We start from the raw sequence: 12,443 nt of genomic DNA, 5'->3' as shown, positions 1-12,443 counted from the left end.
GTCGGGCGGATGACGACGCCGGCCTCGCCCTGGATCGGCTCCCGAGCACGGCGGCGGTGTTCTCGTCGATCGCGGCGGCGATGGCGTCGGCATCCCCGTAGGGCACGCGGACGAATCCGGGCGTGAAGGGGCCGAAGCCGGCGCGAGCCTGCTCGTCGTCGCTGAAGCCGACGATCGTCGTGGTGCGCCCGTGGAAGTTGCCGTCGGCGACGATGATGGTCGCGGCATCCGCGGCCACCCCCTTCGTGCGGTACGCCCATGCGCGGGCGACCTTGATACCCGTCTCGACGGCTTCCGCACCGGTGTTCATCGGCAGCACGAGGTCCTTGCCGCACAGCTCCGCGAGCGCCGCGGCGAAGGTGCCGAGCTGATCGTTGTGGAACGCTCGGCTCGTCAGCGTGACCCGGCCCAGCTGCGCGGTGACCGCGGCCACCAGGGCGGGGTGGCGGTGACCGAAGTTGAGGGCGGAGTAGGCGGCCAGCAGATCGAGGTAGCGCTTGCCCTCGACGTCGGTCACCCAGGCCCCCTCACCGCGGGCGATGACGACCGGCAGCGGGTGGTAGTTGTGCGCGACGTGCTCGTCCTCGGCCGCGATGAGGGCGGCGGAGGATTCGTCGATGGAGATGGCGGAGCTCATTTCATTCCTCGCAGTTCGAGCGTGCAGCATTTGATGCCCCCGCCGCCGAGCAGCAGCTCTGACAGGTCGACGGGAACGGGAACGTAGCCCCGATCGCGCAGCTGGGCATCGAACCCGGTGGCGCGCGGGGAGAGGAAGACGTGACGGCCATCGGATGCCGCGTTCAGGCCGAACACGGCGCCGTCCTCGTCCGACACGAGGATCGCGTCGGGGTAACGCTCTTCCAGCAGCCGCAGCGACGCCTCGTCGAACGCCGAGGGCAGGTAGGCGATGTTCGCGGCATCCACCCCGCCCTCACCTTCGACCGGGTCGAGCACGCAGATCGCGGTGTCGAGGTGGTAGAACCGAGGATCGATCAGGCGGAGGGAGACGACCTCGCGGCCGAAGACATCGGCGACCTCGCGATGACTGTCACCGGTGGAGCGGAATCCGGTGCCGGCGAGGATCGTGTCGCCGACGAGAAGGAAGTCCCCCTCGCCCTCCTGCACCTCGACCGGTTCGATCACCTCGAAGCCGGCGGCGGCGAACCAGTCCATGAACGCACGCTCTTCCCCTCGCCGTTCCGGAACACGAAAGCGGACTCCGAGCGCTCGGCCGTCGACGACGAAACCGCCGTTGGCCGTGTAGACCATGTCGGGAAGTCCCGGCAGCGGGTCGATCAGTTCGACCTCGTGCCCGAGGGCGAGATACGTGTCGTACAACGTCTGCCACTGACGCACGGCCTTGGCCGTGTCGGTCGGTCGCGCCGGCTCCATCCACGGATTGATCGAATAGCGCACCGTGAAGTATTCCGGTCGGCACATCAGGTAGCGGCGGTGGTGGGCGATACGGTCGGGCATTCGAGATCCTCGTTCCTCGCCATCCCCATTCTGCCAGAGCACCCTCGGCATCCGCCGAGACTGTCAAGACCGTTGCGGGTTTCATTCCCCTGAGTAGATTCGTCCCATGGCCCGCCGCACGGGAGAGGAAACGCGCGCACTGTTGTTGCGCGTCGGCATGCAGATGCTGCTGGAGCGCGGCGTGGCGGCTGGTGTGCAGCACATCCGTCTGCAGGAAGTACTGCGACGGGCGGGGCTGACCACCGGCGCGGCGTATCGGTTGTGGGCCGATCAGAGCGACTATCAGCGTGATCTCGCAGTGGCGATGGTGCGGCTGCGCATCCGCAGCGACCCCGCCGAGTATCCGCGCGCCGCGATCGAGGATCTCGTCGCGGCAGGTGCCGACGGTGACGAGGTGATCCGCACGGCGACTGCCGCGCATGTGCAGAGCATCACACTCGACACCGACGATCCGACCCACGATCTGGACGCGCAGCAGTTCCTCGTGACTCTGGCCCTGCGGGCGACGGCCGAGACCTGGCCCGAGCTGCAGGAGGCGACCCGAGAGCGCCATCAGGGATCCATCGCGGCGTTCGCGCAGTTCTACGTCTACCTCATGGAGGCGTACGGGCTGCGTCTGCGCTCTCCGCTCACCATCGAAGACTTCACCGAGCTGCTGGCCGCGATGTCGGAGGGGTTCGCGTTGCGGGCGATCGAGGGCATTCCCCACCCGATCGTCGCGGCGAGCGCATCGGACGAATTCCCCGAAGGCGCGTGGACCCTTCTCGGTCTCGGAGTGCGCGCACTGGTGTACGGGCTGATGGTTCCGGTCGAGACGGACGAGCACGACTCCGAATCGGGCGGGAGCTCTGGGGTCGAGTGAATCCCCCGGCCCCAGAGCGACACTCCCCCCGGCGTGTCACAAGACGGTCCGATCGGACGCGCAACCGCGCGTGAGCCGATCCCCGTCTGGCGCTCCCCAGATGCGCCAGAATCATGCTCGCTCGCGCGACCTTCCATCGCCAGAAAGATAAGTTGTTTCTCTCGCTGGGGCGTCGACGACAGTTGCGTTCCACACCTTCACGAGGCGCTCGTCGGTCTCGGTCGCCGTGCGCGCCAGGCCCTCGGCATCCACATAGTCATAGGTGACCGTGGACATCTCACCCGTTGCGACGTAGCCCAGGCGCTCGTACAGGCGCCGCGCAGCGGGGTTGTCCACGGCGACGCCCAGGCTCAACCGGGTATGGCCGTGTGCACACATCCACGCTTCGGCGGCGACGACGAGCGCCGTGCCGACGCCCTGACCCCGGCGGTCCGGCCGGACGTTCAGGTTCTTCAGCTCGATCGGCGCCGCGCCGAGATCGAGCTGTCCCGACCCGACCGGGACGTCGCCGACCCACGCGACCAGCAGCATGCTGCGGCCGAGCACCTGAAGCCGCCACATCTCGCGGACGAAGCCCTTGCCGGCTGGCTCATCCGCCTCGATCCGATCGACGTCGGATGCCGAGAGCTCACGGACCTCGACGAACGCCGGCCGCATCAGATGACCTCCGCGCTCCAGTCGTCGGGGTTGCCGAAGCGGTGCGCAGTGATCGACACGGCCTGCTCGCGCAGGAACGGCAGCAGTTCGATGCGGCCGGCGGTGGTGACCTCTCCGGCGTAGACGGCGATGTCGACGTCACCGTCGGTCGCACTGGCGAGGGCGTCGTGGACGCGGGCGACGGATGCCGCAGGCCCGACCAGCCGCACGCGCGGTGCGTCACCATCTTCGCGTGCCGCCTGCAGGCGCTCGATCCACTGCTCGTCGGTCTCGACGAACACCGCGATGTCGAGATCCCCGAGCGCGCGACGCACGCCGGCCGGAAGCCCCACCGGTGCGCTGATCGTCATCCCGCCACCCGCGCGAACGCCCGCCACCACGACGCGCAGCAGGGCCTGCCACGCGGCATCCTTCGTCGCGCGCACCGCCACCTCGACGGGCCGATACCGGAAGAGGTTCCGCTCCACACCGAGCCGTGACACGTCCTTGACGCGGCCGAACTCCCGATCCCAGGCGACCGCGTCCGACAGCGCACCCCGGCGCAGCCACTCGAAGGCCTCGTAGTCCAGCGAGGGCTGGGCGGACTCGATGAGCGTCGTGATGCGCGCATCCAGCCCACGCAGGTGCAGCGTCGATGACGGCGCGCCACCCGCCGAGGGCCGCCACGAGCCGAGTCCGATCAGATAGTTCGGGCCGCCGGCCTTCGTGCCGGCGCCGACCGACGAGCGCTTCCAGCCGCCGAAGGGCTGACGCTGCACGATCGCCCCGGTGATGCCGCGGTTGACGTAGAGGTTGCCCGCCTCGACCTGATCGAGCCACAGCTCGAGGTCGGCGGGGTCCTGGGTGTACAGCCCCGCCGTCAGGCCGTACGCGACGGCGTTCTGCATCTCGACCGCCTCCGACAGCGAGGAGGCGTGCATGATGCCGAGCATCGGGCCGAAGAACTCCTCCAGATGCGTGCGCGACCCCGGCCGCACCCCCACGCGGATGCCGGGCCGCCACAGGCGCCCGGCCAGAGCAGCATCGGCGTCGGCCGAACCCTCGATGAGTTCGGGAGCGACCAGCCAGCTCTCACCCTCCTCGAGGGTCGTGAGGGCCCACTCGAGCTTGCCGCGCGGCGTCTCGATCACCGGCCCGACCTCGCTCGACGGGTCGGAGGGCGCTCCCACGCGCAGTGAGCGGACGGCATCGACGAGCTGGCGCGCGAACCGCTCGGAGCGCGCCACCGGTCCCACCAGGATCGCGAGCGAGGCTGCGGAGCACTTCTGCCCGGCGTGACCGAAGGCGCTCTTCACCAGATCGGACGCCGCGAGATCCAGGTCGGCGGAGGGCATGACGATCATGGCGTTCTTGCCGCTCGTCTCGGCGAGCAGCGGCAGGTCGCGCCGCCACGAGCGGAACAGCTGCGCGGTCTCCCACGAGCCGGTGAGAATCACACGATCCACGTCGGGGTGCGCGATCAGCTGCTGGCCGTGCTCCTCCTCGTCGACGTCGACCAGCGCGAGGATGTCGCGGTCGACGCCCTCGAGGTCCAACGCCGCCCAGACGGCCTCGGCGACCACGGCCGCGCAGCGGCGCGCCTGAGGAGCCGGCTTGAACACGACACCCGAGCCCGCCGCGAGCGCAGCGAGCACTCCGCCGGCGGGGATCGCGACGGGGAAGTTCCAGGGCGGCGCGACCACCGTGAGCGCCGCAGGCACGAAGACCGCGCCGCTCACCCGATCGAGCTCGCGCGCCGTCGCGGCGTAGTAGTTGGCGAAGTCGACGGCTTCGCTGACTTCGACATCGGCTTCGGCGAACACCTTGCCGGTCTCGCTCGCGGCCACCTCGATGAGCTCGCCGCGCCGAGCCTCGAGCGCACGCGCGACCGCCCGCAGAACCTTCGCTCGATCGTCCGCGGGCACGGCGCCCCACCGTGTGGCGGCGGCCCGAACGCGCGCGACCGTCTCTTCGAGCGACGCCGAATCGTCGATGCGCGCAGCGGCGATGGTCGACTCTCCGGCGCTCGACCCGGCGATCCGCGCCAGAATCTCGTCGGCCCAGGCACGGTTGGCCGGCAGCGCGGGGTCCGTGTCGGGCGCGTTCGCGAACCCCGGCGCACCCTCGGCGCGGACGGATTCACGGAGGTCGAAGACCGCGGTGTCGACGAACGACCCGCCGTCACCCCGACCGTCGGCGATGCCGAGAACCACCTGCGTCAGATCGCCGTCGGCGGCTCCCTCCGCCGTTTCGACTGCGGGCTCCGGACGGGTGAGGGCGGGGGTCGCTCCGCCGCTCGCCGCGTCGTCCCGCCGCGTCTGCGTGCGCTGTGGCCCGACGGGAAGCGCGGGGTCGGCCGCCCGCTGCAGCGAGGCGAGGAAGCGGTCGCGCTCCCGCGCGAACATCGCCGGATCTTCGGCAAGATCGAAAGCGGCCGAGAGGAAGTTGTCGCTCGACGCGTTCTCCTCCAATCGGCGCACGAGGTAGCTGATGGCCACATCGAACTCGTCAGGCCGCACGACCGGCAAGTACAGCAGCACGTGGCCGACCTCGCGCGAGACCGCCGCCACCTGTCCCTGTGCCATGCCGAGGAGCATCTCGAACTCGACGTCGTCCCGGACGCCGCGCTCCCCCGCGAGCAACCACGCGTACGCGATGTCGAAGAGGTTGTGGCCGGCGACGCCGAGGCGCACCGCGCGCGAGTTCTCCGGCCGCAGCGCCTCGTCGAGGCACCGGAGGTAGCTGGCGTCGGCGTCGAGCTTGCTCGCATGGGTGGCCAGCGGCCAGCCGTGCATGACGGCATCCACCCGTTCCATCGCGAGGTTCGCGCCCTTGACGAGTCGCACCTTGATACGGGCGCCCCCGCCGTCGACCCGCTGCTGAGCCCAGGCGGTGAGCTGCCGCAGGGCCGGCAACGCATCGGGAAGGTAGGCCTGCAGGACGATGCCCGCCTCCAGGTCACGCAGCCGCGGATCCTCCAGCAGCCGGGTGAACACCGCGATCGTCAGGTCGAGGTCGCGGTACTCCTCCATGTCCAGATTGATGAACGTCTGAGCGGACTCGGGCCCCGCCGAGGAGGCGGCCGTCAGGTACAGCGGGAGCAGGCGGTCGACCACCCGGTCGACGACCTGGTCGAAGGCCCACATCGAGATGTGGCTCGCGATGGCCGACACCTTCACCGAGACGTAGTCGACGTCGTCGCGACGGATGAGATCGTGGATGCCCTCCAGGCGGCGCAGCGCTTCGGCTTCGCCCAGCACGGCTTCGCCCAGGAGGTTCAGATTGAGGCGCGCACCGGATTCCCGGATGGCCGTCAGAGCGGGGCCCAGCTTGTCGGGCCGGGCATCGACGATGAGGTGCCCGACCATCTCGCGCAGCGCTTTGCGCGCGATCGGCACCGTCGGCGCCGGAAAAATCGGCCCGACGGCACCCGCGGTGCGCACCGCCGCCCGCAGGTACCAGGGCAAGAACTGCGGAACCAGAGGCGCGACGCGCTGCAGGTTCGCCGCGGCGGCGCTCAACGACTCGGGACGCATGACACCGTCGACGAAGCCGATCGTGAACGGCAGCCCGTGCGGATCCTTGAGCACGCCCGCCAGCCGTTCGGCGGCGGGATCGACGTCGGCAGCCGCAGACTCGTCCACCCAGCGTCGCGCCAGCGAGATGGCGCTGTCGGCGAGCGCGGATGCCGAAGGAGGCGTGGTGGTGTCGTCGGTCACGTCTCCAGAGTGCACTGTGTCCATGCGTCCAGCGTGAGGCACGCATATGATTCGGCAAAAGCGATGATCTTTGACGGATATCGTTCGATGACGGCGATGTTTTCTCCGGCGCGACCACGACGCAGCCGAGACGACGGCGACGGGTGACGGAAGGAGCGCGCGTGTTCGAGTTGAGACGCCTCCGACTGCTGCACGAACTCGCCCAGCGCGGCACGATCGCCGCCGTCGCACAGGCGTTGGCGTACAGCCCGTCCACGATCTCGCAGCAGTTGTCGCAGTTGGAGCGCGAGGCGGGAGTGGCGCTGCTCGCTCCGGATGGACGCCGCGTGCGGCTGACCGCGCACGGCGAGGCGCTGGCCGCCTACGCGGCGCGCGCCCTCGATGCCGACGAGGAGATCCGCGGCGAACTGGAAGACACCCGCCTCGGGATCGCACCGGTGCGTCTCGCCGTGCTGCAGACGGCCGCCCGCGCTCTCGTGCCCGCAGCCCTGACCCTGCTCGCCGAGCGGACGCCGGGCCTGCGCGTGGAGATCTCCGAGCTGCCGCCCGAAGAGGGGCTGTTCGAGCTCGGAGCGCGCGGCTTCGACCTCGCGATCGCCGAGCAGTACCCGGGGCTCACTCGCCCGCATCGATCGGCGCTCGATCGGGATCTGCTCGGCGTCGACCCGATCCGGCTGGCGACGGCGCGCGCCATCGGGCCGCTGGCCGACCTGGCCGAACACGCCTGGGTGATGGAGCCGCGCGGCACGGCGGCGCGCGAGTGGGCGATGCAGCAGTGCCGCGCCGCCGGGTTCGAGCCGGATGTCCGCTTCGAGCTCGCCGATCTCAGCGGGCATGCCGAGCTGATCGCCACCGGTCACGCCGTCGGACTGCTGCCCGATCTGCTGTGGGCCGGCGGTGCGCCCCCGGTGCACCTCAGCGCGCTTCCGGGCGACCCGGCGCGTGAGATCTTCACGGCGGCTCGCCGATCCAGCCGCAACCGTCCCGGCATCCGCAGCGTCCGCGAGGCTCTCGCCGACGCGTTCGTCGCGCGTCGGGTCTGACGCCGGCATCCCTGCGGGATCAGTCCCACTCGCTCGGCGCGGGGGCCTTCGTCGAGGGCAGCGCGCTGTCGCGAGCCCAGTCGGCCACCCACTGCGGCAGCGGTGGGAGATCATCCGGCCGCTCGAGCGCCTCGAAGAGCTCGTCGGTGTTCACCACGCCGCCGGTGCGGCGCAGGAAGCGCGCGCGGACGATCATCTCGGCATAGACCTCGCCGTCCACGACCGCGCGGTGCATCTGGTAGACGGCCTTGTCATCGTGGGCGTACAGGCGGGATTCGACCGTGAAGCGCTGCCAGAGCTGCAGCGACTTGCGGAAGGTCACCGTCTCGCTGGCGACCACCGCGTACCAGCCCTGCGCGTTCATCGCATCCCAGATGCCGGTGCGGATCAGCAGGTCGAAGCGGCCGAGGTCGAACAGCGAGGCGTATCGACCGTTGTTCATATGGCCGAGCAGATCGATGTCGGTGGGCAGCGTCCGAAGCCGCAGCCGACCGACACTGCGTGGCGGCATGGGGCCGCGCCGATGCAGCAGCACCTTCGCGCGCCAGATCGTCAGGAGGGTCCGCCACCATACATTCACGAAGCGCGATGCTAGCGGATTCCCCGATGGGCTCCCGGCATCTCTTGTGGGCTTCCCACAGTCCTCGTGGTGTCGCCGCGACGAGGGTGGAGCGCGGCATCCATCGATTTCGTGAATCGGAAGGGCCGCCGTAGAGTCTGGCCATGGAAGCCCCCACCGACATCACCGCGCAGACCGACACCGTCGTCCGTCCCGTTCGTGACGTGGATGCCGAGGCCCTCGGACGGGTCCACGCGACGTGCTGGCACGAGACCTACGACCACCTCATCAGCAAGGCCGCTCTCGAGAACGTCTCTCCCAAGCGCCTCGCCGAGCTGTGGACGCACTGGGCCCAGCAGGGCCCCGAGTTCAAGATGTTCGCCGCCCTCGTCGGCGGCGAGATCGTCGGATTCGCCGGCTCGGGCCCGGCGCGCGACCGCGACGCTCCGCGCACGCGTGAGCTCTACTTCATCTACCTGCTCGACCAGTTCCACGGCACCGGCATCGGGCAGCAGCTGTTCGACGCGACGGTCGACGCCGACGAGGAGCTCTACCTCTGGGTCGCCGCGGACAACCCGCGTGCTCACCGCTTCTACGCGCGCAACGGCTTCACGCTCGACGGCGCCACGCACACCGAGCCGTTCCTCGGCGAGACGCTCACCGAGGTCCGCTTCGTGCGCTGATCGCGCCTGCCGCGTCGCGGGTTCTGCCGGCCCCACCGCGCTGACGAACTCCGCAGATTCTGACGAACTCCGCATCCAGATCGCCGATCGGATGCGGAGTTCGTCGCATTCTGCGGAGATGCTCGGCTGAGCGGCGGCCACTGTCGGGACGCTGATCGCGCGCGTCAGCGCCCGCTGACCGTGCCGAACAGGCGGGCGATCGGGGCGAGCACGAGCGGGCGGGCGACGACCCACGCGGCGGCGATGACCACGAGCGAGACCACGAACAGCCAGAAGCCGGTCCAGTTGTCGGCATAGGCCGTCGGGTCGACCGAGCCCTGCGCGGCGTACATGTGGTTGAGGTTGCGCAGCGCCCCGGTCGCGAGCACGAGAACGACGTGGATGACGATGAACACGACGAAGAACAGCATCACCGGGAAGTGCACCCTGCGCGCCCACTCGATCGGGTAGGCGGCGCTGAGCTTCAGGTTCTTCTTCGGCCACATCCCGCTCATCCGGAAGCCGGTGATCGCGGCGAGCGGGGCGGCGATGAAGACGGTCGAGAAGTAGGCGAGCTGCTGCAGCGCGTTGTAGTTGACCCAGCCGTTCTCGGTCGGCCAGTCCAGCGAGACGTACTGCAGCGCGGCGCTGAGCGCGTTGGGGACGACTTCCCAGCTCGTGGGGACGATCCGCATCCACTGACCGGTGACGAACAGCAGCACGATGAAGACGGCGCCGTTGATGAGCCACAGGATGTCGAGCGCCTGATGGAACCAGATCGTCAGGCTCGTCTTGCCCTTGGGGTTGTTCTTCGGCGCCCAGAAGACGCTCGGCCGCTTCTCGCGGCGGATCGTGAGCCCCGAGCGGATGATCAGCACCATCAGGAAGACGTTGAAGAAGTGCTGCCAGCCGAGCCACGCGGGGATGCCGACGGGCGCACCGGCAGGCAGGTGGTACTCCCCGGGGTAGGTCGCGAGGAAGTCGCGCATGCCGTCCAGGCTCAGCAGGAATCGCACCGCGAGCACGGCCATACCCGCCGCGAACAGCAGGCCGATTCCGCCGACCACGACGGCGCCCGCCCACTGCGTCTTCGTGAAAGGCCCGATCCGCTGCGGCTCGGGCTTCGGCTGCGGCCGACGCGACGCGGCGCGACCGGCCCACGCGGTCTGCGGAACGCTCAACGGGGCGCGCGGCCCCTCGGTGGCGGTGCCAATGAGCGGGAGGTCGGCCGCGGCGGCGGCCTCCTCGGCAGCAGCGCCCGCGCCGTCCGCCGCAGCATCGGCGGCGGCCGGGGAAGAGACGGCGGCGATCGGGTAAGACACGGCGGCGGCGGTGCCGGCGGGTGGCCACGCGTCGCCACCCGCGATGCGCGGCAGCCCGCGGCGCACGGAGGTGTCACCGTCGGCGGCGGCGAACGGGGGCGCCGAAGGGGCGGCGGCGAGCGGGGGCGCCGGAGGGGCGGAGGCGACCTCAGCGGGCGTCGGCCCCGGGCCCGCGGCAGCCACGACGACCGCGGACGGCCACGGCTCGCCGCCGGCGACGCGGGGCAGGCCGCGGCGGACGACCGTCGTCCCGCTGCGCTCGGGCGCGGACGCCGTCGCGAGCGCCGGCGGCTCGCCCGAGCCCGTCGACGGCTCGGCGGGTCGCCCCGCTGCCGCCTCGACGACCGCTGCCGCGGGCGCAGAGGCGTCCACGACGGCCTCGGCGGGCGCGCTCGCGGCCGGCGGCCACGGTTCTCCACCGGCGACGCGCGGCAAGCCGCGGCGCATGGACGATCCGCCGGTCGCCATCAGGCCTTCCTGGCGTCGAGGGCGGCGATCAGCTGCGGGACGACCGTGAACACGTCCCCCACGATGCCGAAGTCGGCGATGTCGAAGATCGGGGCGTCGCCGTCTTTATTGATCGCGACGATCGTCTTCGCGGTCTGCATGCCGGCCTTGTGCTGGATGGCCCCCGAGATGCCGAGAGCCACGTACAGCTGGGGCGACACCGATACCCCGGTCTGCCCGACCTGGTGCGAGTAGGGGATGTATCCGGCATCCACGGCCGCGCGAGACGCGCCCACAGCCGCGCCGAGGGCATCGGCGAGCTGTTCGACGAGCGCGAACTTCTCGGCCGAGCCGAGTCCGCGCCCTCCCGAGACGACCTTCGCCGCGCCGCGCAGCTCCGGCCGCGACGACGCCGCGACCTCGGCTTCGAATCCGGTGATGCGCGCCGCCGGCGCGCCTGAGGCGGCGACCTCCAGCGGCACCACCCGCGGCTCGGCGACGGCCGCGGCACGGGCGTCGACCGCCCCCTGGCGCACCGTGACCACGAGAGGACCGAAGGTGGCTGCGCTCGTGACGTTGTACGCCCCGCCGTAGACGGAATGCTGCGCGAGCACGCCCTCGTCGTCGCGGGAGACGCCGACCGCGTCCACGGCCAGAGCCGCGCGCGCGCGCGCCGCGTAGCGTCCGGCGATGTCGCGGCCCTCGATGGAGTTCGACACGAGCACGGCGTCGGGCTTCACGAGCGCGGATGCCGCGTCCACGGCATCGACCAGAGGAACCGTCAGCGATCCGTCCGCACCGCCCAGCCCCGCGGTGAGCACGACCGCAGCCCCCAGCGCACCCGCCGCCTCGGCGAGTGCGGCATGCGCCTCCTCACCGGCGACGACCAGCGCGACCGGCGTGCCGATGCCGGCGGCGGCGCCGAGCAGTCCGGCGGCCGAGCCGGCCAGCTCACCGGCCGGGGTGACATCCAGCAGCACGAGAATCGCGTCCGAGGCGACATCCACCATCACGTTCTCCATCGTCATCGTTCCCAGCACCGTTCTCAGGCCAGTCGGTTCTCGACGAGGAAGGCGGCGAGCTTGTCGCCCGCGTCGCCCTCATCGACGATCTTGATTCCCGCACCGCGCGGAGGCTTCTCGGCGACCGCCGTCATGATCGACTGCGCGGCCGCGGACGGGTCCACGTCGACGCCGAGGTCGGCCAGCGACACGGTCTCGAACGGCTTCTTCTTCGCCGCCATGATGCCCTTGAAGTTCGGGAACCGGGCATCCGGGAGGGCTTCGGTGATCGAGATGACGGCCGGCAGCGTCGCACTGACCTGCGCGGTGCCGAAGTCGGTGGCGCGCGTGCCGGTGATCTCCCCCTCGCCGATCGTGACCGACGACAGCGCGGTCGCCTGCGGCACCTGCAGGTGCTCGGCGATCATCGCCGGAAGGACGCCGCCGGTGCCGTCGGTGGAGAGATTGCCGGTGATGACCAGGTCGAACCCGGCTCGCCGCACCGCAGCGGCGAGCACGGCCGCGGTCACGCTCAGATCTGCGCCGGCCAGCGCCGGGTCGACGACCTGCAGAGCGGATGCCGCGCCCATCGCGAGCCCCTTGCGGATGGTGGCCGCAGCCTCCTCCGATGCCATCGAGACGACAGCGACCTCCGTGCCGGGGTGGGCGTCGGCATACGACAGGACTCTAGAGGATCCCCGGGACCGAGCTCGAAT

At 70.7% G+C, this 12,443-nt stretch carries 10 protein-coding genes and 1 pseudogene; 3 read left to right on the top strand and 8 right to left on the bottom strand.

Annotation, left to right across the window (positions count from 1 at the left end; genetic code table 11):
* Together I5I_RS05880 and ddaH are read right to left on the bottom strand one after the other, a co-directional pair.
* Positions 1 to 637 (bottom strand): annotated as a pseudogene (locus I5I_RS05880) (aminotransferase class III-fold pyridoxal phosphate-dependent enzyme); the annotation flags it as partial.
* Complete coding sequence (ddaH, locus tag I5I_RS05875) at positions 634 to 1,476, bottom strand: dimethylargininase (RefSeq protein WP_036317551.1); 843 nt, start codon at positions 1,474 to 1,476, stop codon at positions 634 to 636. The gene ddaH and the pseudogene I5I_RS05880, both read right to left, overlap by 4 nt.
* Positions 1,477 to 1,582: 106 nt before the next feature.
* Between ddaH and I5I_RS05870 the strand changes: the two genes are divergently transcribed.
* Entirely contained in the window at positions 1,583 to 2,338 is a 756-nt protein-coding gene (locus tag I5I_RS05870; protein WP_036317550.1) for a hypothetical protein, read from the top strand.
* Positions 2,339 to 2,449: 111 nt separating this feature from the next.
* Here the strand turns inward: I5I_RS05870 and I5I_RS16320 are convergent, their stop codons facing one another.
* Positions 2,450 to 2,995: a GNAT family N-acetyltransferase gene (locus tag I5I_RS16320; RefSeq protein ID WP_187289917.1), complete on the bottom strand. Its 546-nt coding sequence runs from the start codon at positions 2,993 to 2,995 to the stop codon at positions 2,450 to 2,452.
* On the bottom strand, positions 2,995 to 6,717 hold the full coding sequence (locus I5I_RS05855) for a proline dehydrogenase family protein (RefSeq protein WP_051039500.1): 3,723 nt from the start codon (positions 6,715 to 6,717) through the stop codon (positions 2,995 to 2,997). The genes I5I_RS16320 and I5I_RS05855 overlap by 1 nt, the downstream gene beginning before the upstream one ends.
* Before the next feature lie 137 nt (positions 6,718 to 6,854).
* Here I5I_RS05855 and I5I_RS05850 point away from each other — a divergent pair, with 137 nt between their 5' ends.
* Positions 6,855 to 7,736 carry a LysR family transcriptional regulator gene (locus I5I_RS05850; RefSeq protein WP_036317547.1) on the top strand — a complete coding sequence of 294 codons (882 nt, stop codon included), beginning with the start codon at positions 6,855 to 6,857 and terminating at the stop codon, positions 7,734 to 7,736.
* A 19-nt stretch (positions 7,737 to 7,755) separates the two neighbouring features.
* Here I5I_RS05850 and I5I_RS05845 read toward each other — a convergent pair whose 3' ends face one another.
* Positions 7,756 to 8,316, bottom strand: a complete 561-nt coding sequence (locus I5I_RS05845; protein ID WP_036317546.1) for an acyl-CoA thioesterase — start codon at positions 8,314 to 8,316, stop codon at positions 7,756 to 7,758.
* Positions 8,317 to 8,459: 143 nt separating this feature from the next.
* On the opposite strand from I5I_RS05845, the gene I5I_RS05840 reads away from it, so the two are divergent.
* Positions 8,460 to 8,978: a GNAT family N-acetyltransferase gene (locus I5I_RS05840; RefSeq protein WP_036289977.1), complete on the top strand. Its 519-nt coding sequence runs from the start codon at positions 8,460 to 8,462 to the stop codon at positions 8,976 to 8,978.
* A gap of 164 nt (positions 8,979 to 9,142) precedes the next feature.
* Here the strand turns inward: I5I_RS05840 and I5I_RS05835 are convergent, their stop codons facing one another.
* The 3 genes from I5I_RS05835 to I5I_RS05825 form a co-directional block, all read right to left on the bottom strand.
* Complete coding sequence (locus tag I5I_RS05835; protein WP_036317545.1) at positions 9,143 to 10,747, bottom strand: cytochrome b/b6 domain-containing protein; 1,605 nt, start codon at positions 10,745 to 10,747, stop codon at positions 9,143 to 9,145.
* Positions 10,747 to 11,736, bottom strand: a complete 990-nt coding sequence (locus I5I_RS05830; RefSeq protein WP_036317554.1) for an electron transfer flavoprotein subunit alpha/FixB family protein — start codon at positions 11,734 to 11,736, stop codon at positions 10,747 to 10,749. The genes I5I_RS05835 and I5I_RS05830 overlap by 1 nt, the downstream gene beginning before the upstream one ends.
* A 35-nt stretch (positions 11,737 to 11,771) precedes the next feature.
* A partial coding sequence (locus I5I_RS05825; protein ID WP_051039501.1) for an electron transfer flavoprotein subunit beta/FixA family protein occupies positions 11,772 to 12,443 on the bottom strand: 672 nt, incomplete at its 5' end.

It is taken from the genome of Microbacterium sp. B24 (genome assembly GCF_000333415.1).
Taxonomy (GTDB): Bacteria; Actinomycetota; Actinomycetes; order Actinomycetales; family Microbacteriaceae; genus Microbacterium.
This window is presented reverse-complemented; position numbering and strand designations above follow the sequence as displayed.

What these genes read in the sequence shown, in the direction of transcription:
- ddaH (WP_036317551.1), bottom strand. Translation starts at nt 1,476, where the DNA reads ATGCCCGACCGTATCGCCCACCACCGCCGCTACCTGATGTGCCGACCG.
- I5I_RS05870 (WP_036317550.1), top strand. Translation starts at nt 1,583, where the DNA reads ATGGCCCGCCGCACGGGAGAGGAAACGCGCGCACTGTTGTTGCGCGTC.
- I5I_RS16320 (WP_187289917.1), bottom strand. Translation starts at nt 2,995, where the DNA reads ATGCGGCCGGCGTTCGTCGAGGTCCGTGAGCTCTCGGCATCCGACGTC.
- I5I_RS05855 (WP_051039500.1), bottom strand. Translation starts at nt 6,717, where the DNA reads ATGGACACAGTGCACTCTGGAGACGTGACCGACGACACCACCACGCCT.
- I5I_RS05840 (WP_036289977.1), top strand. Translation starts at nt 8,460, where the DNA reads ATGGAAGCCCCCACCGACATCACCGCGCAGACCGACACCGTCGTCCGT.
- I5I_RS05835 (WP_036317545.1), bottom strand. Translation starts at nt 10,747, where the DNA reads ATGGCGACCGGCGGATCGTCCATGCGCCGCGGCTTGCCGCGCGTCGCC.
- I5I_RS05830 (WP_036317554.1), bottom strand. Translation starts at nt 11,736, where the DNA reads ATGGTGGATGTCGCCTCGGACGCGATTCTCGTGCTGCTGGATGTCACC.